A 23,038-nucleotide genomic window follows, 5' to 3' on the forward strand; every position below is an offset into this window, starting at 1 on the left:
CTTGTTAGTGGATGAAACCTACGTTCTCGTACCCATTACACATTGCGCGAAATGCAACTTCACCATCCTCTAGCGCATACCAACGGGTGATAGCTGTACCCGGCCGAACGCCTAATTCGCGGCACCATTTTATTGCTTCAAAATAATGATAAGGAGACGCCCCAGCCTGACCGCTAACGGTTAGACCCTTTCTGATGATTGGGAGAGGATCGAGGAGACTGCCGCGTGCGATGCCTTTAAAGCATACCGTCGCACCTGTCTTGGCAAGCGAGAGCGCGAGTTCTGCGGCACTACCCAACCGGCCACATTCGACAACGATGTCAAAATTATCAGAATATCTTTCCTTAATAGTATTAGTATTACTTTTCATTGGCACTGCCACACAAGCGTTCGCGCCGAGATTCTTTGCTTGCGCTAGCCTCTTCGTTCCGCGATCCGAACCAAAGACTGTCACCGATCGCGCTTGCAAAGCGTTCGCGGCAAGTAAATGCAATAAACCTAGAGGCCCGGCTCCTATAATGGCAACGTTTTTCCCCTGTAGGCTAGGCGTATGCTCGAAAGTATGGGCAGCCACAGCAAGGGGCTCTATCATGCAGGCATCTTCGTCAGAGATTTCATCCGGAACCACGACACATCTATCAGCGGGCACCGTTGTCTCAGGAGCAAATGTTCCCGGTAGACTGATGCCCAAGTGGTGAGCGTCCAAGCAATAGCTTTCACGTCCACTCGTACACATCTGACATCTACCGCAGTGTATAAGGGAAAAAGGTACAACGCGCTTACCAACAAGATCCGGATCTCCGGAATTTACTACATGATCGACTACAACACCAACACCTTCATGTCCCAATATTATTGGAAACATTGGCTTCACGCGCCATGGGTATAAATTATTTACAATTTTTGCGTCTGTTCCACAGATAGCACTTCTTGTGATTTTGATCTTCACCTGGCCCTGATCGATTGGAGCACCGAAATCGTCCGCTAGGACCGCCACAGAAATGGAGTCCACATCAGCTTTCAATATTTTCATCTTGAGCTTCCCATTTGTTGTCGGCTACACCTACTCGTGTTGCTTTCGACCCGACGCTCACGGAAGCGCCCGTTTCTACCGCGCGCTGAATTGCCCAGAGTGTTTGGAGGGTTTGAAGAGCATCTCGCACACCGCAAACCGACGATGAGCTCCCGTCCAACACATCGATGAAATGCTCAATTTCGGCGTCGAGTGGATCAAAGGCAACGCTCTGTTCTTGGGGAGAAACGCGTTCATCCAACACATCAAACCACCCCTGAACACTATCAGGTTGCATTTGATAAACTCGTAGACTTGGGAAGCTCACACTCCCCTTTTCAAAGAAGAATTGGTAACAATCCTCATCATAACTTGGATATGCAGGGTTCTCTCTCGCTGTTGTCTCATATGAGAATGGGGAAGGAGCTTTATCGCAGAAAAGCAATGTACAGACTGCCTCATTCTCCAAACTAAGAAGGACCCCGAATGTTGGAACCACATTGGGATAGTTCTCGCGCCCCCTGCCGGCGATCGCGACAACTTTAATTACGTTGCCACATAGATGTCTCAAAAGATCGATTTCATGGCTCGCATTTATAAAAAGAGGGCCACCTCCTTGATTTTTGTTTGTCCGCCACTCCCGGTCCGAATAATAATTTTCGGGTTTTAATACTAACCAGAGGCAATTAACTGCAATCAACCTTCCCAATTCGTTACTATTGATCAGCTTGCGAATAGCGTCGACTCGCTTAGAGTACCTCCGGTGATAACCAACTAAGATCCTCGCTCCGTTGGCACTCGATGAAAGCAGGATTTCTTCCGCCTCACCCACAGAATTCGACATTGGCTTTTCGATTAAACAATGGATGCCCCGCCTTATACATGCCATTGCCGTGCGATGAAGCAGATGTGTAGGGGTTGCGACTATCACCCCCTCAGGGGACTCCATATCAAGCATAGTTTCAATATTATCATAAAGTGGAGCGCCTAGTTCTCGAGATAAAGCTATGTTGTCAGGACGTGAAGGAGCATTAATCCCCACCAGCTTTGCACGATTATTTGCGATCACTCGCTTTGCTAGTTTGTGCCCATGGTTGAGGCCTGCGACGGCTATTCGCTTTACCACATGCGACATGACTGCTTCCCGTCCTATTGTAAGAGGAACGTCTGGGCGCGTTGGGCTATATTTTCCGCCGTAAGACCAAAATGGTTCAATACGGATTGGCGAGGCCCGGGTACAGTAAACATATCAGGAACTCCAAGCCGCAGCAGGGGAGGACCCTGTATCTCCGCTAATAATTCTGCAACAGCTGAGCCCAACCCGCCAATCACGGAGTGCTCTTCTACTGTTATGATGCAGCGAACGCGCTGAGATACGCTACTGATTAATTCTTTATCAAGTGGCTTTATACACGATATATTTGCAACAACACTGGATATTCCTTCGCTCTCCAGTAATTGGCGTGCGCTTAATACCTCTGAGACCATGGGCCCGGCTGCAAGAAAGAAGACATCGCTACCTTCCGCCAACAGCGAGGAGCGGCCGATCTGAAACTGGGGCTCCGCAGCGTAAATATTAGAAGGTGATTGCCTACCGAACCGTATGTAGACGGGACCGTTAAAATAAAACGAAGCTTTAACAGCAGCTACGGCTTCCCAATAATCTGCAGGATAGAGCACTACTACATTTGGGACACTTCGACTGATCGCTAAATCTTCTAACGCACAATGTGACCCGCCCAAAAAGGGAAAAGCAAGTCCAGAGCTCATTCCGGCAACCTTCACTGGTACATTTGAATATCCAATAACTGTTCGGAATTGTTCGAATGGTCTCATAAGTGCAAAATTAGCAATGGCGGACGCAAAAGGTATAAATCCCACTGCAGCGAGACCTGCAGCAACGCCCAGCATATTCTGCTCAGCAACACCAACCTCATAGAGTCGGGACGGAAAACGTTCAGCGAACATGTCTAATTTGGAGGAGGATCGCGAATCTGCGACAATTGCGACGAGTCGTTCTTCCTCTGCCGCAAGCTGAAGCAAGGCATCACCGTAAGCATTTCGAATGTCGGTTCTGTCCATCGTTTCATCCTTGTCTACGGGCTTCGAGTTCCTCAAAAGCAGCCTGAAATTCGTTGTCGGAGGGCGCCTTGTAGTGCCAAGCAGTATCGTTCTCCATGAAGCTAACCCCTTTTCCTTTTATCGTTCGAGCGATAACAGCGTAGGGTCGGCTACGATCTTGTCCAACCTTGCTCAGCGATTCACTTAGATCCGATACACTATGACCGTCGGCCTCAACGACACTCCAACCAAACGCGCGTATTTTATCTGCGAGAGGCTCAAGCTTTAGGATTTTTTCGGCGACACCTGCTATTTGTAGATTGTTACGGTCAATAACTATACAAAGATTGTCGAGACGACGGTGAGCTGCAAACGCCAGTGCTTCCCATACCACCCCTTCGTTGAGTTCTCCGTCACCTAAGAGTGCGAACACGCGCGCTGGGCTGCCACGGTCTCTCAAACCCAACGCCATGCCAACAGCTACGGGAAACCCGTTACCTAGCGAACCGGTACTGAAATCGACCCCCTCCACTGCGTGCATATCCGGATGTCCAGCGAATTTCGTTTGAAACGCGAGAAATGTTGCGAGATCGGTGTGAGGGAAATAGCCCTTTTCCGCCAATACCGCATACAGCGCACCGCAACCGTGCCCTTTACTGAGAATGAAACGGTCGCGATCATCCCAGTTGGGGCGCTCTGGATCTACGCGGAGCACGCAAAAATAAAGAACTGCCAAAATGTCCGCGATCGACAAGGCCGCACCAATATGTCCCTCTTTTGCATAGCGGATCATTGCCAGAACAATCATACGCACACGTTTAGCACGTTGATCTAGATCGATTTCAGCATTAACCGACGTGTCGAGAAACTTACGCATATAAGCTCCAATAATTGGTAGGAAACTTATGCTGACGCACCTCTTCTCCTTGGAAGATGCGCATAAACGCTCGTTATCAATGCGAATACAGTATCATGGGCGGCCAAAGACAGGCCGCAAACTAACACCTTTTCGGCGTCTATAATTCACTGCGACAACAACATACAGTCTGTTTTTAAACTACGTATAGTAGCAGAAGTTAACCATTATAATTATTATACAACACTTAGTTGACAATTGCACGAGTGGGCCACAATGTTTGGTTAAAGTGCCTTCTAGGCCGCCTATCCAAAAAATCTATACGGATTGATTTTATCGATTCGACGGAGTGCTTGTTTCCACTGAGGACAATGCGGATGGACGTTGCAGTTGCTATTCCATGTTTCAACTCTGCTAAGACAATAAAAGACACAATTGATGACGTTCTGAAGCAGTCTTTCAGAGATTTCGAGCTTATCGTTTATGACGACGGATCAACCGATAACACCGCGGAAATAGTGCATAATATATCAAAAGATGAATCTAGAGTGCGGCTGTACTTGGGAGAAAAGAATCGCGGAAGGTCCGCAGCGCGGAATGCGGCTGTCGCCATTGCAGGTAATCGTTTGATCGCATGGCAAGACTCAGATGATTTGTGGCATAAAGAAAAGTTAGAGCGCCAAATTGCCTATTATGCAAAGGCGTCCGATGTCTTCTGCGACGATAAAATAATAATTACGTCCCCAATAAAGAAGATTCCTCCGCGCGGTAAAAGCGAAAACGATGCAACCGAATTTTCCTATCTATATACGAGCCTCTACCCTCCAACTGTCTATGACCTAGATTATATCTATTCAAAAGATTTCACTAATTGTCCGTTTTTTCTTACCACAACACTGGGCCCGGCAGAATATTATGCGCATTGCGGAGGATTTGATGAAGAATTGGCTTGGCACGAAGACCTCGACATAGCTCTGAAGCTGACAACCAATGGCTATCGCATAGTAGGCCATCGATATCACGAGGCACTCAGCTATTATTATCTCTCCGTTCCCAAGACGAACAGCAAGGTTTTAGAAGAAGCGTTAGATTTCGTTACAGATAAATACGCATTTTTTGCCAAAGCGCGCGGCATTGACGTAAACGAATACCGTATCTGGAGACGGCATTCCTACTTATTCCAAACCCTTGTTCGCAAGGGTGATGTTCATTCAGCGCTGAATTTAGTTGTAACCGACCTTCAGCAAGCTCCGCTAAGCAAAGCGACCATTGACCAGATTCGCGAGAACCTAAACAAATTATGCAACGGAAATGAACGCTGATTAAAAGATGACATTGGCCCCTACTAGGGACACCGTTCAAGCGTCTCGTAAACTTGTATTTTCAGGGCATGATATCCGATGTGGCAGCTATAGCCACCGCAGCAATTTCAGCAGTTTCTGAATTCAGACGGCTTGCAAAAAGGTTAATCATGTCGATTACAAAACGCAGATTCATGACATACGGTACGTTAATGGCCTCGTATTTAGCAGCGCCTGCTGTTTTACGAGCGCAACCAACGGTCATACGGTGGGCTGATGAACTTCCCGGTTCTAGTACCCAATCTCAAATGATTGAAAGAATAGGTCGACACGTCGCCGAACGTTCGGGCGGCCGATTGATTATTGAGAGCTTTCCGAATGGGCAGTTGGGCTCTGGCAGGGATGTCCTAGAGTCTGTTTTATCAGGTGCAGTAACTGTTACCTCCAATGGTCCTGCAGCACTAGGTTCACTAGTCCCTCAACTATCAATTCTGGAGGCTCCCTATATTTGGCGCGATACTGAACATCTTGCACGCCTGTCATCCTCACCCCTATTTGCTAGCCTGAAGAAGCAATTTGTGACCTCACATGGGGTTCGTATTATTAATGTTTCATATTACGGGAAACGACACATCACAACCGGAAACACAGAATTGAAAACGGTTGCCGATATGAGAGGATTTAGGCTGAGGGTCCCCCCTGCCGAAGTGTATACAGCGATGGCCTCTGCTTGGGGAGCGAGGGCTTCCCCTATTAATTTCAATGAACTCTATATAGCTCTCAGCCAAGGAGCAATAGATGGACAAGAAAACCCGCTCCCTACAATTGCTGGAGCCAAACTCGCTGAAGTCCAAAAATACCTAATCCTGACTGGCCACATAATTGCCCCGAGATTGATTATAGCAAATGACACTTTTTTTTCTAAAATATCTACGTCCGACTGGGAAATATTCGAAGACTCGGTCTCCAATGGTATTGAATGGCAGAACTTTGAATTTGCGAGACAAGAACAAACTCTCTTGGATGATTTGAAGCATCAAGGAATGATCATTGTCGAACCTGACATTGAAAGCTTTAGAAAGCCTGTAATCCAATCTTTGCCAATCACCTTCCAGAAGATTTGGGGAGAGAAAACTTGGGATTCGATCGTCGGTCTTTAGATCGAGGGGGGGGTATTATGTTGACTTTACTAGATAAAATTACAAAAGTCGTCGCGGTTTTGTTGTTGCTGGGTTTGCTCTCCTGCGTGCTGTTGGGGGTATTATCACGGCTGTTTCGTTTCCCTCTTTCGTGGACCGATGAGCTTTCGCAATATCTTTTGGTGTGGTGCGCTTTTCTTGGTTGGACAATCGCGACGAATACGGATTCACATATCCGTATCATATTCTTCCAGAATATCGTATACAAAAGAATAGCTAAATTAATAGAAATATTAATTCGAATTTCTTTATTTTTAATTGGAGGATTCCTATCTTATCAAAGTATATCTCTTATAAAGAGAACCGTAGATATTCAATGGGTATCATTACCTATTTCTTCGTCTTTGCTATATATCCCGATTATTTTTGTGGGAATTATTGTAATGCTACGGGCAGCACTTGACGTCGTTGTGTTAACACGAGGGCCGAAAGCAACTTCGCGGAGGGCGTTATGGTTCAAACAATGATGGTTGTGCTATCCGCGTGGGCTTTCTTGCTTGTTCTTGGTATGCCTATTTACGCATCGATGATTCTTTCAGCGATCCTATTTGTTGCTGCCGCTGACTTGCCGATGAATATTATTCCGCAAAAGATTGCTCAGAGTGGTAATTCTTTTCCATTGATTGCAGCACCGCTCTTTATCCTCATGGGCAATATTATGAACGCCGCAGGCGTAACTGATCGAATATTCGGGTTTTCTGCGGCTTGCGTTGGCTGGGTTCGCGGTGGTCTTGCGCATGCCAATATCGTCGCAAGTGTTATTTTTGCTGGGATGACCGGCTCTGCAGTTGCCGACGCTGGTGGTGTTGGTTCTCTTGAAATTCGCGCAATGAAAGCTGAGGGCTATGATGCCGAGACGGCAGCTGCAATCACTGCTGCTTCTGCGACGATTGGCCCAATCATTCCGCCATCCCTTCCAATGGTAATCTATGGCGTCAGCGCTGACGTCTCAATCGGAGGTCTTTTTCTAGCGGGCATTATTCCTGGCTTGTTGATGGCCTTGGCCCTCAGTGGAATGGTAGTGATGATAGCAAAACGCCGCGGCTTACCCCAATCAAAATTCGCGGGCATCAGTGTGATATGGCTCTCCTACAAGCGAGCGCATTGGGCCCTTATGACCCCGGTAATGCTTTTTGGTGGCATGATGGCCGGAATAATGACTCCGACCGAGGCGAGTGCAGTCGCAAGCGCTTATGCGCTGTTTCTTGGGCTCTTTGTATACAGAGAGCTAACTTTAAAGGATATTCCTGAAATAGTAATTAAAACAATGGAAACTATTGGGGTAGTTTTGCCGTTAGTCATGGCAGCTTCAGCAATGGCTTGGTGCTTGTCCATATCCAGGATACCCCAACTAATCATCGATTTATTTTCGGCATCCATCAGTAGCCCGTTGCTATACATATTGATTGTCAATGTCACCCTGTTGGTAGTCGGTTGTTTTATAGAGTCGATTGCGGCAATGCTGATATTCGTTCCAATCCTAGTTCCCATAGCTCACCATATGGGGATTGATCCGATTCAATTTGGATTGATATTTATACTTAATTTGATGATTGGCACGATCACACCGCCAGTAGGCGTTGTGCTATTTATAACATCAAAATTGGCAGACGTTAGTCTTGATTCAATGTCTCGCGCAATTCTACCTTGGATTCTGCCTCTGTTAATTGTTCTCGCAGCTATCTCTCTCTGGCCACCACTCACAACCTATCTGCCCAGTTTGTTTTTACGTTAATTACAACTCGTCACTCTGCGCATATTCTAGCTCTTGAGGAGCAAATGCACGGCTGATGTTTACCAAAAATCTATAGAGTGAGGAGTATAGACACTATGGAGAAACGTAGGCTCGGCAGAACTGCAATCCATGTCGCACCGATTATCTTTGGTGGAAATGTTTTTGGATGGACGAGCGACGAACGCACATCATTTCGTTTGCTCGACGCATTCTTCGACGCAGGTTTCAACACGATCGATACGGCAGACGTATATTCGGCATGGGTAAATGGAAACGTTGGCGGCGAATCTGAAGCGATAATTGGCGAATGGTTGAGGCAAAACAAGCTAAAACGCAGCCAATCGGTAATTATAACCAAAGTCGGCATCGAAAATAGGGGCAAAAAAACCGGCCTTAGCGCTGGATGGATCGTTCAGGCGGTCGATGCGTCCCTAAAGCGACTACAGACGGACTACATTGATCTTTATCTTGCCCACAAGCCTGATTCTGACGTTGCGATTGAAGAAACGCTTGAGGCCTTCGGACGTTTGAAGGAGCAAGGAAAGGTTCGCGCGATTGGATGCTCGAATTACAATGTCACGCAACTACGACAATCGATGGACGCCGCGACACGGTGCAACTTGGGCCGCTTTGACGTCCTCCAACCAGCGTATAATCTTTACGATCGAACAGAATTTGAGGGACAGCTCTCAGAGTTCTGTACACTGAACGATATAGCCGTTGTCACCTACTACAGTCTGGCGGCAGGATTCCTTACAGGAAAATACCGAACCGCAGCTAGTCTAAAAGGAAGCGAACGTTCGAACCGCGTCAGCAGCTATGTCAACGAGCGAGGTCTTCGAATCTTGCGTGCCATGGACGAGATATCAAAGGAAACTGGCGCCCAGCTGGCCGAGATTGCCTTAGCTTGGTTGCTAAAAAAGGACGCTGTAACGGCACCAATAGCCAGTGCGACAAGCCTTGTGCAGCTTCAAAGTTTTGAACGAGCTATGAGACTTGTACTAACTAACGACATGATGACCTTACTCGATCAGACCGGAAGTTAAGCGCAGCGAATAACGAAAAGGTTCACCGCCACCCAGTTGCCTTTTCTGGGTTAGTTCGAGGCGCACTATCCTTTTTTATCGGTATTTATAAGTCGTCGCAAGATCAGGAAATAAACTCTGTCAAGCAGTATAATATCTCTCACTAAAAAGCCGGGCAAGATGTCGAGCAGTTCAAGAGTTTTGCGATGATCTTTAGTGGTTTTTTTGTGGAAAGTAATTCAACCATGGTTTCGTCATCTATTAATTTCCCTTCCGCCAAAACGCTGCATCAATAGATCTCGCTGGACAATCACGCGCACTGGGAACCCCGGCCGGGTGGTGAGTGTCGGCTGGATGTTGAGTTGGCGGCGCACGATCTGCTGTCCGACGTCGGATGCGGTATCCTGCGCGCTTTCGCGGATCGCATTGGCGATTTCGTTCTCGTCGTTGCTGGAGCCGATTTCCGTACCGATGCCAAGCAGCGTCGAGAGAGCGGCAGCCTTGAACAGTTGCCCCCAATGGTAATCGACGCCATCCTCCAGTCCGGAATAGCCTTGCGGATCGGCACCCTGAAGGCGTTCGAGCACGATGGATGTGCCGTCCGGCATAATGAGCCGGTTCCAGACAAGGAGAACACGGCTCTGGCCGAACGCGACCTGGCTGTCATACTGGCCGATCAGGCGGGAGCCTTGCGGTATCAGCAAATGGCTCCCGGTCGGGCTGTCATAGACGTGTTCCGTGACCTGCGCGGTGATCTGGCCGGGAAGATCGGACTTGATGCCGGTCATCAGCGCGGCGGCGATAACGGTTCCGGCCTGCACGATATAAGGGGATGCCTTCTCCTGCACGCGGTCGGCGCTGACGGTGCGGCGGTCGGCCTCGGCGTTGACGAAGGCAAGCTTGCGATCCTGCATGTTCTGCGCGGAGCCGGAATCGAGCGGCGGCGTTTCGGCCGCAAGCGGTAGCCCGGTCGCCGGATTGATGCCCGAACCTGTTGCCGTCGCCGCGGTAGTGGATGCGACCTGCCGATTACCGGCCGTCCGCTCTCCCCGGCTGTCGGTGAAGAGTTTCGCCAGCCGTGCCGCCTCGATCTCGGCAAGCCGTCGTTGTTCTTCGGGATCGACGCGCGGCGTCTGGATATTCGGCACGGCAACCGGCTTGCCCTGCTCCTGCGCGCGCAGGATCGGCCTGCCAAGATCGCCCGGAAGCGCCGGACCCAGAACAGGAACATTGGGCTTCGGGATATTGGTATAATCCTTCGGCAGTCCGGCCAGTCCATCGGCCGGCGTCTTATTGTCCACGTTGTAGAGTTCTGTCGCGGACTGATCGCCGCGACGGCTGGTGTCGAGCGCCCAAAGCAGAGCGCCGGCAATGGCGATGCCTGCCACACCGCCGGCTCCGATCAGGACTTTCCGCGAAAGCCGCGTGACGCGAGGCGGTTCGGGACGTAGGCGCAATTGCGCCGTAAGATCGGGATTGCCTGTCATCGGTCGTTCTCCGAGGAAAACAGAGCCATGCGCTTCGCCGTCGCCGGCCGGCCATCGGTGCGGACGATGCGAACACGCTTCTGCGTGTCCTTGTCGCCAAGCCGGAGTTCCGCGGCGGCAAAGAGACGATCCACGACATAATAGTTCTGGCGGGCGCGGTAGTTGACCAGTTCGGAATTGCCCGATCCGCCGATGACGAAGAGCGGCGGCATTTCTCCCTGTCCGATGCCGGAGGGAAACTCGATATAGACCTTGCTTCCATCGTCGAAGGCGCGCAGCGGCCGCCACGCTGCCGCATCGCCCTCGATGTGATAGCGGAAGTTGATCTTCGATATGTCCACGCCGGAAGCGACCGCCTGTGTTTCCGCCGCCTTCGCATTCTGGCGGCGCAGGACAATGAGCTGGTCGGCGGGATATTGCCACGAGACGGACGCCATGTAGGTTTTTTCCGTCGAGCGCAGTTCCAGGTGGTAGGTGCGCAGGTTGGTGTTGATGACAATGTTGGTCTGGAGATCCGGCCGCGTCGGCTTCACAAGGATATGAACCTGTTTGGTGGTTGCCGTACCGCTTTCCGTATCACCGATGATCCAGCGCACCGTGTCGCCGGCGGCGACCGGGCCGGAGCCGACAAGGGTTTCTCCCGGCTGAAGCGCAATGTCCGTCACCTGTCCTGGTGCGGCATAGACCTGATAGAGCGCGCCGAGCGCGAACGGATAGACCTGCACGGCGTTAATGAAACCGTCACGAACCGGCTGCATACGCGCCGCCTCGTTGGCCGCACTGATCCGGGCCTTCGGGTCAACCGCTTCGACGGTCTTCTTGCCGCCATCGACCGGCTTCAACTGCCCCGGCAGCGGCAGGGTCTTGGGAACCTCGACCACCTTCACCGGCGCAACCGGATCGGTTGTCCGTATAGCCGGAGCCGCATCGTCATAGTCGATTTCCGGCGGGATGTATTTCTTCGCGCAACCGGCCAGCGCCGTGGCGGATACCAACGTAGCCGCCAGCATGAATGCTCTTTTCCTGCCTGCCCCTCTCCTGTTTGCCTCTCTCATTGCCCCATCTCCTTCGACCAGTTGATTGCGTTGACATAGACGCCGAGCGGATTGGCCCGGAGTTTTTCGGCGGTGCGCGCCTGCTGGATCACGACGGTCAGGATGGCCGTCCATCGTTCGGTGCCGGAAAGCTGGCCGTTCTCATAGGAACGCTCCACCCATGCGATACGAAAACTGTCCGGCGAGGCGCGGATGACGCTGGAAATCTCCACCGAGATTTGCGTCTTGCCGACTTTCGTGAACGGGTCGTTCGCCCGCGCATAATCGTTGAGCGCGATCGCGCCGCGATCCGTGGTGAACTCGTAGGCGCGAAGCCAGTTCTGCCGGACAATGACCGCATCGACGGGGATGGAGCGGATCTGCTCGATGAAGCGGGCAAGGTGCCATGCGATTTGCGGGTCGGTCGGTCGGTAATCGGCCACGGCGGGAGCCACAGCCTGCGCCTCGCCGAAACGGTCGATCTGCACTACCCACGGAACGACGGTCCCGCGTGTCGATTGCCAGACAAGGGCGGATGCGAAACCACCGGCAAGGAAGAGAGAACCAAAGGCCGTGAGCCGCCAGTTGCGCGCCTGCACGCGAGCGGAGCCGATCCGTTCGTCCCATGCCTGTCCGGCGCGCTGATAGGGCGTTTCGGGTTCCGGCGTGCGGGCATAGCGCACGGAAGGACGCTTGAAGATATTCATGTGCGATCATCCTGATTGAGAGAAACGGACATGGAGCCGCCGCCGTGATCGCCGGAACGAACCGTGTGCGCGGCGGTACTGATGCCGTGGTGAATGGTGCTGTTGCGCTTCATCCGCTGCGCCCAATCGGGTGCGGATGCAGATACCGATGCGGATTGCGGAGAAATGTCGGAACCGGAAACGGCCTTGGCGGGCTGCGACGCCGCATAGTCCGGATCATTGACGGCCGCGCCACCAGCGCCGCCCGGATTGACGACGTTCTTGCCGCCCGTCGCCTTCCACGCGGCGGCTTGTCCCGAACGATAGCTGGAGCGCATGGATTCCCCGGCGCGCGAGGCCGCATCCCTGCCCTTGTTCATGGCAAGGCCGGCTCCTACATGGGCGACAGCCGCGAAGCCGGCCGCTCCGCCTCCGGTCCCGGTCGATCCCACGGAAGCATCGCCGAGACCGTAGGCGGTCCTGACGCCGCCGGCCAAGGCAGCGCCACCACGCACGGCTCCGCCGGCCCCGCTTACAGCGGCACCCAAACCGGCCTTTCCGGCCATGAAACCGGCAGCACCGATACCGGCGGCGGCAAGGCCGGTCCCGACCGCCGCACCCGCGCCAAGCTGCGGCGCACCAGAGACAAGACCGGTAGCAATGCCAGTACCGAAGATCGAAAGTCCCATGAGTGCGAGCGCACCGAGGACAAGCGACAGGGCCTCGCTGATCGTCGGTTGATCCGAGAAACCGGCGGTGAACTCGCTGAACAGGCCGGAGCCTATGCCGACGATCACGGCGAGGACCAGAATCTTGACGCCGGAAGCGACGATGTTTCCAAGCACCTTTTCGGCAAGGAAGGACGTCTTGTTGAACAGGGCAAACGGGATCAGTATGAACCCGGCAAGCGCCGTCAATTTGAACTCAACCAGGGTGACAAAAATCTGGATGGCAAGGATGAAGAAGGCGATCAGGACGATCAACCATGCCACCATCAGCACGAATATCTGGATGAAGTTCTCGAAGAAGGCGATGTAGCCGGTCAGTTCGCCCACAGCGGTCAGGATCGGTTCGCCGGCGTCGAGGCCGACCTGAGCGACGCGACCGGGCTGAAGAAGCTCGGAGCCGGACAGGCTGGAGCCGCCGGCTTTCAGTCCAAGCCCGGAAAAGCTCTCGAAAACGATCTTGGCGAGATTGTTGAAATTGCCGATGATGAAGGAGAAGAAGCCGATATAGAGGGTCTTCTTCACGAGGCGCTGGATAATGTCCTCGTCGGCGCCCCATGCCCATAACAGACCGGCGAGCACAATATCGATGACGATCAGCGTCGAGGTGAGGAAAGCGACCTCGCCGGACAACAAACCGAAACCGCTGTCGATATAGCTGGTGAAGGTCTCAAGGAAACGGTCGATAACGCCAACATTATTCATGCGCGGTCTCCCCGCTTGCCTTGGGTGGCGTCGGCCGCTCCGGCTTGTCCATGCGGAAAAAGCGGCGGCGGTTCTCCGCCCATGCCTTGCGGCAGGCGGGGTCTTCGAGCGCCGCCGGGCCAAGATCGCGGCAACGGGCAAGATCGCTTTTTGCGGCCGATAAAGAGGAAGGGTCGCCGCCCGGACGCTCGATGCGGGGGGCGTCAGCATCGGTCCTGTCTTCATCGATATGCAGGGCCGTGATTGCGGCGGTCAGCCCTGCACCGATGGCGAAGACGGCGATCATCCGGGCGGCGATCTTCAGGTCCATCATTGCAAGCTCCTCAATCGTGGAACATGCGAACGCTGGACGAACTGTAGGCAGTCCCGGTCATGAAACGGGAAAACTGCTCGCGAGCCTGCTCCTGTGCTGCGGCCTGCCGAGATTGTTCGAGCGCGTTGGCACGGCCCTGTGCCGCCAACATGGCGGTCAGGTCGGAAATCTGTTTCGCCTGCACGGCGAGAAGCTGATTGCCGGCCTGCGTGGCCTGAAGCACGCCAACGGCCGACTGGCTGGCGGTGACAAGCTCGCTGGTCTGCTCCTGCGTCCCTTCGATATTTTCGACTGCGACGGCTCCGGCCTTCAGCGAGTGCTCGAAGGCCGATACCGATTGCTGCCAGCGCTGCTGCGCCGAAGAAACCAGTTGCGAGGCGGTGCGGTCGCCAGACGCAAAATCGCGATAGGTGGCGTTGAACTGCGTTTCGATGTTCTGGACATTGTAGGCGAGCCCTTCGGCCTCGTTGAGAAGCGACTTCATCTCCGAAAAGTTGCCCTCGATCTGCGACAGCAAGGACGTCGGCAGGCTGGTGAGATTCCTGGCCTGATTGATGAGCATCTGCGCCTCGTTGGCGAGAGACGTCACCTGATTGTTGATCTGCTCCAGCGCGCGGGCGGCGGAAAGCAGATTCTGACTGTAGTTCGTCGGGTCATAGACGATGCGCCATGCCAGCGCCGGAGACGGCGTGAACGGGATCAAGGCAAGCGGCAGGGTGACAGGAAGCAGGATGGCGGAAGCATTGACGGCGCTGATGAGAGCGCGGGCACGCGGGGAACGGGCGATATGCCTCATAGCGGAAACTCCTCTTCAGGGGATAGGAAATCGGATGACGGGTCGGCCGGACTGGCCGCACCAGCCGCACTGGCCGCGCCGGTCGGACTGGTCGTACTGGCCGGGCCAGCGATGACGTTGGTGAGGTCGGGAATGAGATCGGCGGCCCAGCGAAGGCCCTTGGCCTCCAGCCATGCTCCGAGAAAATGCGGTTTCGCGCCGTCCTTCATGAGTTCGTCGATCAGGGCGTGGGCCGCCTTGTCGGACGACGCGCAAAGTGCGAGAGCGATATAGCCAAGGCCAAGCTCGAACAGCCGGTTTCCCCTGCGCGACTGGCAGTAATAGTCCCGCTTCGGCGTGGCGCGGGCGACAATCTCGATCTGTCTGTCGTTCAGTCCGAACTGACGATAGACGGATGCGATCTGCGGTTCGATGGCCCGCTCGTTGGCGAGGAAGATGCGCGTCGGGCAGCTTTCGACAATGACCGGCGCGACCGGAGAGGCTTCGATGTCGGCGAGTGACTGCGAGGAAAAGACGACGGCGACGTTCTTCTTGCGCAACGTCTTCAGCCATTCCTTGATTTTCGAGGCAAAGCCGCCGTCGTCCAGCGCTCGCCAGCCTTCATCGATGATGAGAAGGCTTGGCCTTCCATCGAAGCGGGATTCAATGCGATGGAACAGGTATGACAGCACGGCCGGAGCCGCCCCAGTTCCGATCAGCCCTTCGGTCTCGAAGGCTTGCACCGAGGCGTCTCCGAGCCATTCCATCTCCGCGTCGAGCAACCGGCCATATGCACCGCCGATGCAGTAGGGTCGAAGCGCCTGCTTGAGGCTATTTGATTGCAGTAATGCGGCAAGCCCGGAAATCGTCCGTTCCACGACCGGCGCGGAGGCCAGGGACGTGAGCGCCGTCCAGAGATGTTCCTTGACGTCGGGCGTGATTTCCACGCCTTCGCGGGTGAGAATATCGACCAGCCAGTCAGCCGCCCATGCCCGTTCCAGCGTATCGTGAATGCCTGCGAGCGGTTGGAGCGACACGGTATTCATCAGCGCCGTGTCGTCGGAGAGCGAGCCGCCCAAATCCTGCCAGTCGCCACGCATTGCCAATGTCGCCGCACGGATGGAGCCGCCGAAATCAAAGGCGAACACCTGCGATCGTTCGTAGCGCCGGAACTGGAGCGCCATGAGGGCGAGCAACACGCTCTTGCCCGCGCCGGTTGGGCCAACGACCATCGTGTGCCCGACGTCGCCAACGTGCAATGAAAACCGGAACGGCGTCGCACCTTCGGTCTTGGCATAGAAGAGCGGTGGTGCGTCGAGATGTTCGTCTTTCTCCGGCCCGGCCCAGACCGCCGAGAGCGGCATCATGTGCGCCAGATTGAGCGTGCTGATCGGCGGTTGCCGGACATTGGCATAGAGATGGCCGGGAATGCTGCCCATCCATGCCTCGATCGCGTTGACCGTTTCCACGATGGCGGTGAAGTCATGGCTCTGGATGACCTTTTCCGCGAGGCGCAGCTTCTCATCAGCAATGCGCGGATCGGCATCCCATACGGTGACGGTCGCGGTCACATAGGCTTCGCCCACCTGATCGGAACCGAGATCCTGCAAGGCCGCATCGGCGTCGGCCGCCTTGTTGGCGGCATCCGAATCCAGAAGAACAGATTGCTCGTTGGTCAGGACTTCCTTGAGGATGGCGGCGATGCTCTTCCTCTTGGCGAACCATTGCCGCCTGATCTTCGTCACCAGCCGGGTCGCGTCGGTTTTGTCGAGCATGATCGCCCGCGTGGACCAGCGATAGGGAAAGGCGATCCGGTTGAGATCGTCGAGAATGCCGGGGAACGTGACGGTCGGAAAACCGATCACGGTCAGCGTGCGAAGATGGAACTCGCCAAGGCGCGGTTCGAGGCCACCTGCCAAGGGTTGATCGGCCAGCAGCGCATCGAGGTGCATCGGCGTTTCGGGAACCCGGACGCGGTGGCGCCTGGTCGATATGGTGGAATGCAGATAGGTCAGCGTCTCGGCATCATCGAGCCACGCCGCTTCCGGCACGAAACCTTCGACCAGATGCAACACCCTGTCGGTGCGGTCGATGAAGCCTTTGAGCAATTCCCACGGATCGACGCCGGAGCGTTCGCGGCCCTCGTAAAGCCAGCCTTCCATGCGCGAGGCTTCTTCGGCAGGCGGCAGCCAGACGAAGGTAAGATAATAGCTGCTCTCAAAGAGCAACCCGCTATCTTCAAACTGCTCCCGGCGCTCCAGATCGAGAAGTGCGGAAGCGGAATCCGGGAACATGCCCTCAGGGTAATGCTGCGCTGCAAGCCGAACGGCTTCGACGAAGATTGCCCATCCGGAACCGAGACGGCGAAGCGCGCCGTTGAGCCGTGCGGTGGTGCCGACCAGTTCGGACGGCGTGGCGCTGTCGAGATCGGGACCACGAAAGCGGGCTGTGCGCTGGAAACTGCCGTCCTTGTTCAAGACGATGCCCGGAGCGATTAGCGCCGCCCAGGGCAGGAAGTCGGCAAGACCGGCATTCTTCTTTCTGTATTCGGAGAGGTTCAACATGGTGCTCCCCTCACACGCCCATATGCGCGGGATAGCGCAGATGGCGGCGACCGACGTCCACGAATTGCGCGTCGCGCCGTGCGGCCCAGACGGCGGCAAAATGGCCGATGGCCCAGATGACCAGACCGGCGATCCAGAGGCGAAGGCCGAGACCAACCGCCCCGGCGAGCGTACCGTTGACGATGGCGACGGCACGCGGTGCGCCGCCTAGCAGTATCTGCTCAGTCAAAGCCCGGTGAGCCGGCGCGAAGAAGCCGCGTACCTCATTCTCTTCATATGCCTGGCTCCCCATCAGACCAGCGCCCCGCCGCCAAACGAGAAGAAGGACAGGAAAAAGCTCGACGCGGCGAACGCGATGGAAAGGCCGAAGACGATCTGGATCAGCTTGCGGAAGCCGCCGCCTGTGTCGCCGAAGGCGAGCGCGAGGCCGGTGGCGATAATGATGATGACGGCGACGATCTTGGCGACCGGGCCTTCAATGCTTTCGAGAATCTGTTGCAGCGGTTCTTCCCACGGCATCGAGGAGCCGGAAGCATGAGCGGGAGCCGCCATCAGCAACGTGACGGACACAACAGACACAAGCGCCGTCGCCTGTGCAAAGCGGGCGCGAAAACGGCGAAGAAGGGAAGATATAGCCGGGACAAGCGTATTCATGCGTCGTCTCCTTTCGGGAGCGGTTGGCGGTCAGGGGAAAGTTGAGCGGACGGAAGCTGGGCGTTGAGGGTGCGATAGTCGCCGGTGACGGGATCGATCCCGTCCACGAGGGCGATTTCGGAAAGGCGGCGGGCCGAACCGCGGCCGGAGAGAACGGCAATGAGATCGATGGTATCGGCGATCAGTGCACGCGGAACCGTCATCACGACTTCCTGCACGAGCTGTTCGAGCCGGCGTAGCACGCCAATCGCGGTATTGGCGTGGATCGTGCCGATCCCGCCGGGATGGCCGGTGCCCCATGCCTTCAGCAGATCGAGCGCTTCCGCGCCGCGCACCTCGCCGACCGGGATACGGTCTGGCCGCAGGCGCAACGAGGACTTCACCAGATCAGAAAGAGAGGCCACGCCGTCCTTGGTGCGCATGGCAACCAGATTGGGCGCGGCGCATTGCAGTTCGCGGGTATCCTCGATGAGCACCACGCGGTCGGCGGTTTTGGCGACTTCCGATAAAAGGGCATTGGTGAGCGTGGTCTTTCCTGTGCTGGTGCCGCCAGCGACAAGAATGTTCTTCCGCTTCTCGACAGCGATACGCAGCACATCCGCCTGCACCTGAGTCATGATCCCGCCCGCCACATAATCCGACAGGGTGAAGACGGCGACGGCGGGCTTGCGGATGGCGAAGGTCGCGGCCTTGACGACAGGCGGCAACAGCCCTTCGAACCGCTCGCCGGTTTCCGGCAGTTCGGCCGAGACGCGGGGATTGCCCGCATGGACTTCCGCGCCAACATGATGGGCGACCAGCCGCACGATGCGCTCGCCATCTTCCGGCGACAGCCTCTCGCCGGTATCGGCAAGCCCTTCCTTCAGGCGGTCCACCCACAAGCGGCCGTCCGGGTTCAGCATCACTTCAACGATGTTTGGATCTTCGAGATAGCGCGCAATGTTCAGCCCAAGCGCCGTGCGCAGCATCCGCGCCCCGCGTGAGATAACGTCCCGGTCATGTTGGTGATGATGTGCCACGTTGCTCCCCGTTTCCGGCCATCCGAAAACGGTCGGATGGCGACGGGGACAATCAAGAAAGGCACAATTCGGGGCTTCGCAACAAGATTATTTCAGATTTCGTAGGCGGTCGTAGAGGGTCGAAAAAATACTTGCAGCTCTCGGCGTGGAAAACACATGGCGCAGCGTCAGGCTGACACACCCAGCCGAATCAGCATTTCGGTTTCAAAGCATCCAGGAAGGTCTTAAGAACCGGGTTTGTGTTGTCCGGTCTCCAGCAGGCTATATAGCCAAGACGGGTCGCACCGTTACCGTCATGAACCGGTCGGTAGACAACACCTAGTCCCGTCATGCCGGAAACGCCCTCACACTGCAGGCTTATGCCCTGCCCGCTGCCTACCTCGCTCAGAATACTCTCACGGCTTAAACGCCGGGTAACGATCTCTGGATGATCAGAAGGAGCGGCAAGGTGGCGAAGAAGCATATTGCGAATATCAGGTCCCGGGTCATGATGGCTGATGAGGAAGCGTTCTCCTCTCAGTTCCGCCCAATAGATGACGGTTTGTTCCGCAAGCGGATGGTTCTCCGGTAAAGCTACTACAAGCTGCTCCGGCCAAAGTCCGATGGAGTTCAGCAGATTGGACCTTCCTGCATCACCAAGAATAACGGCAACATCAATTGCGCCCGCGATAACACCTGCCCTGAGCTCGCTATAGGAGGTTTCTACCGGTTCAACTTCTATCGAAGGATTACTTTGCCGGAATTGGTGTAGGGCCGTGCGCAGCCGGCCGGTGGAAAGCGATTTGTAGAACCCCACGACAATATGGCCCAGCTTACCGGCTTTGCTCGCCCTCGCCCGTTCCTTGAGACGCTGAACATCCTCCACGATACGCTTCGCACCGACGATAAATTCTTCGCCAGTAGGGGTCAAACGCGCTCCCGTCGACGCACGCTCGAACAGTGGAATACCAAGTTCATCCTCGACTTCCCTGATCCGTTTACTGACGATCGGTTGTCTGACATTAAGTTCATTGGCAGCGGCGCTGAAACTGCCGTTTCTGGCACTTACTACGATGTAATGAAGGTGACGCAATTCCAATATTGTCCCCTTTTGCCTGCATGACATACCGTGCGGCGATGTGAGCTCCTTCCCTGCGCTTTCTTTTGCAGGTACAATAGGATTTCATCATCAGTGGTAACGGCAGATGTAGGCATCGTTTCGGTCGATAACGATGCTATATCTCGCCGGCCTGACGACACTGCTAATACGAGGTTAATTTTACGCCTCAGACAAAATCGCCGCACGAGATTATGGGTCACATGAGTCGATGGGAGCAGGGGTCTATTAGTCACTTTAGTTGCTGCGATACAGTTTAATATTTACGATATCCGGTCTACGCACATACAATTGATATTTTATCTTCTCATATTTTATAAAAAATTGAATCAGATACTGTTTCATAAAGGTGAATCTTCCGGTATTTCTTGTCGAAGCCTCGGCCCGTTGGCAAGTCGCCGCCCAAGAGCTTCAAGGAATTTGTCATAACGTTCGCCACCCTTGGCGCGGGCAGCGGTTTGGGCCGCGTCCGGTAGTGAAGCGGTCGAGGTCAGCCAGAAGCGGATGAACAAGGCGAATGCTTCGTTAGCAATACCAACGTCCCGCTCAAGTCGTTGGATAGACCGGTCGATACTGTCGAGACGCTTGGCGGTGGCTGCTTCTTTCCGCTCGTCGGCATCGGGTGACAGGAACGATGCGATTGCGGCTTCGGCAATGAGGGATTCTGAATGCCCTCGCCGCCCGGCAAAATCCGAAAGCCGACGCTTCAAATCCGGATCGAGGTAAACAGAAAGCCGCTGTTTCTTGTCGGGGCGTGAAGGCATGGCTTACAACTCCATTCCATCACCGGGATCCATCGAAACCTGCCGTGCGACCTGACGCATATTGCGCGCCAGTATACGGTTTTTCACGGCCTCTGGTTCCGGCTCATCGATATCGAGATCGAACTCGTTGACAGAGGCTTTTTCGGTTTCCGGCGCTATATCCTTGTGTGCTTCAAGGCCGGGTTCGCGGCGCAGGCCGGCATTGGCGGAATCATCATCCTGCGCGGCGGCGTTTGCCCTTGCGGTCTGACCCTTGGTCGCGTTTTTACCTTTGACGGACGGGACAGGAATTGGCGGTAGTGCCGACCAGTCATCTGCTTTAGGCAGGAAACCGGCTTTGGGATCAGGAGGAACGGGAAGCAACCGCTCCCTGAACCGTTCATCCTGATAATACCGGGCCTTCTTCGTACGGATGGGTGCGACGCCCGCCACCATGACGATCTGATCGTCAGGGGGAAGTTGCATGATCTCGCCGGGCGTCATTAGCGCACGGGCAGTTTCCTGCCGCGATACCATTATATGCGATAGCCATGGGGCAAGCCGGTGGCCGGCATAGTTCTGCATGGCGCGCATTTCGGTCGCGGTGCCAAGCGAATCCGACACACGCTTGGCGGTTCTCTCATCGTTGGTCGCAAAACTGACGCGGACATGGCAATTATCGAGGATGGAATTGTTTGGCCCGTAAGCCTTCTCGATCTGGTTGAGGCTCTGCGCAATCAGGAACGCCTTGATCCCGTAGCCTGCCATGAACGCAAGCGAACTCTCGAAAGCGTCAAGCCGGCCGAGCGCCGGAAACTCGTCCAGCATCATCAACATGCGGTGGCGGCGATCCTTCGCGTGCAGGTCTTCCGTTAAGCGTCGGCCGATCTGATTGAGGATAAGGCGCACAAGCGGCTTTGTTCTGGAAATGTCGGATGGCGGCACAACCAGGTATAGGGAGGTCGGCCGCTCCTCGCTGACAAGATCGGCAATACGCCACTCACAACAACTGGTGACGCTCGCCACGACGGGATCTCGATAAAGGCCGAGAAAAGACATGGCTGTACTCAAGACGCCGGATCGCTCATTGTCGGATTTGTTCAGCAGTTCGCGGGCCGCACTAGCGACCACTGGGTGCGGTCCTTTCTCACCAAGATGCGGCGTGGTCATCATGGCGGACAATGTAGACTCGATCGAGCGGCGCGGGTCGGAGAGGAAGGCTGCGACACCGGCCAGAGTCTTGTCTTTCTCCGCATAGAGGACATGCAGGATCGCGCCGACAAGGAGCGAATGACTGGTTTTCTCCCAATGGTTCCGCTTTTCCAGCGAGCCTTCAGGATCAACAAGCACATCCGCGACGTTCTGAACGTCCCGAACTTCCCACTCCCCCTTTCGCACCTCCAGCAGAGGATTGTAGGCGGAAGACGCCGAATTGGTCGGATCGAACAGCAGCACGCGGCCATGCCTTGCCCTGAAACCAGCCGTCAGTTCCCAGTTCTCGCCTTTGATGTCGTGGATAATGGCCGATCCCGGCCATGTCAGAAGCGTCGGCACGACGAGGCCGACGCCTTTGCCGGATCGGGTGGGAGCAAACGCCAGCACATGCTCTGCTCCATCGTGGCGGAGATATTCGGTTTCATAGCGACCAAGCACCACACCGTCATTGCCAAGAAGGCCGGCTTCTTCGATTTCCTCACGTTCAGCCCAGCGAGCGGAACCGAAGGTGCGGACGTCTCGCGCCTCCCTCGCCCGCCAGATCGACATGAAGATGGCGACCGCGATTGCGATCAGGCCCCCGGAAGCGGCGATTGCTCCGCCTTCGAGAAAGACGGTCGGCGCATAGGCGTCATAGAAGTACCACCACCAGAACAGGGCAGGCGGCGGATAGATGGACTGGCCTGCAAGCTCGAACCAGGGCGAGCCAAGCTGCGGCTGGAAACCAAGCCGCCATGCCGTCCACTGTGTCGCGCTCCAGACCGCAATGAGCACGAGCAGCGGAACAACGGTGATTTGCCCCCAAAGCACGCGCGTAGCCGACAAGGCGGGAA

Annotated in this window: 22 protein-coding genes; 5 read left to right on the forward strand and 17 right to left on the reverse strand. The window is 55.1% G+C overall.

The annotated features are described in order from the left end of the window. Window positions 1-4 precede the first annotated feature (4 nt). From EM858_RS19805 to EM858_RS19820, 4 genes are read right to left on the reverse strand one after another with little or no spacing between them, the layout of a single operon-like run. Entirely contained in the window at window positions 5-1,033 is a 1,029-nt protein-coding gene (locus tag EM858_RS19805; protein WP_127757711.1) for an alcohol dehydrogenase catalytic domain-containing protein, read from the reverse strand. Next, complete coding sequence (locus tag EM858_RS19810) at window positions 1,014-2,147, reverse strand: Gfo/Idh/MocA family oxidoreductase (protein ID WP_127757712.1); 1,134 nt, start codon at window positions 2,145-2,147, stop codon at window positions 1,014-1,016. The genes EM858_RS19805 and EM858_RS19810 overlap by 20 nt, the downstream gene beginning before the upstream one ends. A 14-nt stretch (window positions 2,148-2,161) precedes the next feature. Further along, on the reverse strand, window positions 2,162-3,094 hold the full coding sequence (locus EM858_RS19815; protein ID WP_127757713.1) for a transketolase C-terminal domain-containing protein: 933 nt from the start codon (window positions 3,092-3,094) through the stop codon (window positions 2,162-2,164). Between the two features lie 4 nt (window positions 3,095-3,098). Then, window positions 3,099-3,950 (reverse strand): transketolase, encoded by an 852-nt coding sequence (locus EM858_RS19820; protein WP_127757714.1) that lies wholly within the window; start codon window positions 3,948-3,950, stop codon window positions 3,099-3,101. A 356-nt stretch (window positions 3,951-4,306) separates the two neighbouring features. Between EM858_RS19820 and EM858_RS19825 the strand changes: the two genes are divergently transcribed. The 5 genes from EM858_RS19825 (at window position 4,307) to EM858_RS19845 (ending at window position 9,210) form a co-directional block, all read left to right on the forward strand. Continuing rightward, the gene (locus EM858_RS19825; protein ID WP_164865495.1) at window positions 4,307-5,251 is read left to right on the forward strand and encodes a glycosyltransferase family 2 protein; all 945 of its coding nucleotides are present in this window, start codon (window positions 4,307-4,309) and stop codon (window positions 5,249-5,251) included. An 80-nt stretch (window positions 5,252-5,331) separates the two neighbouring features. After that, window positions 5,332-6,390: a DctP family TRAP transporter solute-binding subunit gene (locus EM858_RS19830; RefSeq protein WP_245483027.1), complete on the forward strand. Its 1,059-nt coding sequence runs from the start codon at window positions 5,332-5,334 to the stop codon at window positions 6,388-6,390. A gap of 17 nt (window positions 6,391-6,407) precedes the next feature. Then, a complete protein-coding gene (locus tag EM858_RS19835; RefSeq protein WP_127757716.1) occupies window positions 6,408-6,896 on the forward strand; it encodes a TRAP transporter small permease subunit in 489 nt (162 codons plus the stop codon). After that, complete coding sequence (locus tag EM858_RS19840; protein WP_127757717.1) at window positions 6,881-8,164, forward strand: TRAP transporter large permease; 1,284 nt, start codon at window positions 6,881-6,883, stop codon at window positions 8,162-8,164. Before EM858_RS19835 ends, EM858_RS19840 begins: the two co-directional genes overlap by 16 nt. 95 nt (window positions 8,165-8,259) lie before the next feature. After that, window positions 8,260-9,210 (forward strand): aldo/keto reductase, encoded by a 951-nt coding sequence (locus EM858_RS19845; protein ID WP_127757718.1) that lies wholly within the window; start codon window positions 8,260-8,262, stop codon window positions 9,208-9,210. Window positions 9,211-9,443: 233 nt separating this feature from the next. Here EM858_RS19845 and EM858_RS19850 read toward each other — a convergent pair whose 3' ends face one another. From EM858_RS19850 to EM858_RS19910, 13 genes are all read right to left on the reverse strand, one after another. Further along, window positions 9,444-10,676 carry a TrbI/VirB10 family protein gene (locus EM858_RS19850; RefSeq protein WP_127757719.1) on the reverse strand — a complete coding sequence of 411 codons (1,233 nt, stop codon included), beginning with the start codon at window positions 10,674-10,676 and terminating at the stop codon, window positions 9,444-9,446. Then, the gene (gene trbG / locus EM858_RS19855; RefSeq protein WP_205649558.1) at window positions 10,673-11,686 is read right to left on the reverse strand and encodes a P-type conjugative transfer protein TrbG; all 1,014 of its coding nucleotides are present in this window, start codon (window positions 11,684-11,686) and stop codon (window positions 10,673-10,675) included. The genes EM858_RS19850 and trbG overlap by 4 nt, the downstream gene beginning before the upstream one ends. 41 nt (window positions 11,687-11,727) lie before the next feature. After that, window positions 11,728-12,417, reverse strand: coding sequence for a conjugal transfer protein TrbF (gene trbF, locus EM858_RS19860; RefSeq protein WP_127757721.1), 690 nt, complete (start codon window positions 12,415-12,417; stop codon window positions 11,728-11,730). Continuing rightward, window positions 12,414-13,826: a P-type conjugative transfer protein TrbL gene (trbL, locus tag EM858_RS19865; protein ID WP_127757722.1), complete on the reverse strand. Its 1,413-nt coding sequence runs from the start codon at window positions 13,824-13,826 to the stop codon at window positions 12,414-12,416. Before trbL ends, trbF begins: the two co-directional genes overlap by 4 nt. Further along, entirely contained in the window at window positions 13,819-14,139 is a 321-nt protein-coding gene (gene trbK-alt, locus EM858_RS19870) for a putative entry exclusion protein TrbK-alt (protein ID WP_245483028.1), read from the reverse strand. The genes trbL and trbK-alt overlap by 8 nt, the downstream gene beginning before the upstream one ends. A 10-nt stretch (window positions 14,140-14,149) precedes the next feature. Further along, window positions 14,150-14,935, reverse strand: a complete 786-nt coding sequence (trbJ, locus tag EM858_RS19875) for a P-type conjugative transfer protein TrbJ (protein WP_127757723.1) — start codon at window positions 14,933-14,935, stop codon at window positions 14,150-14,152. Further along, on the reverse strand, window positions 14,932-17,478 hold the full coding sequence (gene trbE, locus EM858_RS19880; RefSeq protein WP_127757724.1) for a conjugal transfer protein TrbE: 2,547 nt from the start codon (window positions 17,476-17,478) through the stop codon (window positions 14,932-14,934). The genes trbJ and trbE overlap by 4 nt, the downstream gene beginning before the upstream one ends. A gap of 10 nt (window positions 17,479-17,488) precedes the next feature. Beyond that, entirely contained in the window at window positions 17,489-17,770 is a 282-nt protein-coding gene (locus EM858_RS19885) for a VirB3 family type IV secretion system protein (protein ID WP_127757725.1), read from the reverse strand. After that, window positions 17,770-18,132, reverse strand: a complete 363-nt coding sequence (locus tag EM858_RS19890; RefSeq protein WP_245483029.1) for a TrbC/VirB2 family protein — start codon at window positions 18,130-18,132, stop codon at window positions 17,770-17,772. Before EM858_RS19890 ends, EM858_RS19885 begins: the two co-directional genes overlap by 1 nt. Beyond that, entirely contained in the window at window positions 18,129-19,100 is a 972-nt protein-coding gene (gene trbB, locus EM858_RS19895) for a P-type conjugative transfer ATPase TrbB (protein WP_205649559.1), read from the reverse strand. The genes EM858_RS19890 and trbB overlap by 4 nt, the downstream gene beginning before the upstream one ends. Before the next feature lie 241 nt (window positions 19,101-19,341). Then, a complete protein-coding gene (locus EM858_RS19900; protein ID WP_127757727.1) occupies window positions 19,342-20,229 on the reverse strand; it encodes a LysR family transcriptional regulator in 888 nt (295 codons plus the stop codon). Window positions 20,230-20,588: 359 nt separating this feature from the next. Continuing rightward, window positions 20,589-21,011: a CopG family transcriptional regulator gene (locus EM858_RS19905; protein ID WP_127757728.1), complete on the reverse strand. Its 423-nt coding sequence runs from the start codon at window positions 21,009-21,011 to the stop codon at window positions 20,589-20,591. A gap of 3 nt (window positions 21,012-21,014) precedes the next feature. Next, complete coding sequence (locus tag EM858_RS19910) at window positions 21,015-23,030, reverse strand: conjugal transfer protein TraG (protein WP_127757729.1); 2,016 nt, start codon at window positions 23,028-23,030, stop codon at window positions 21,015-21,017. Window positions 23,031-23,038: the final 8 nt, after the last annotated feature.

It is taken from the genome of Agrobacterium sp. CNPSo 2736, from assembly GCF_004005385.1.
GTDB lineage: Bacteria > Pseudomonadota > Alphaproteobacteria > Rhizobiales > Rhizobiaceae > Agrobacterium > Agrobacterium leguminum.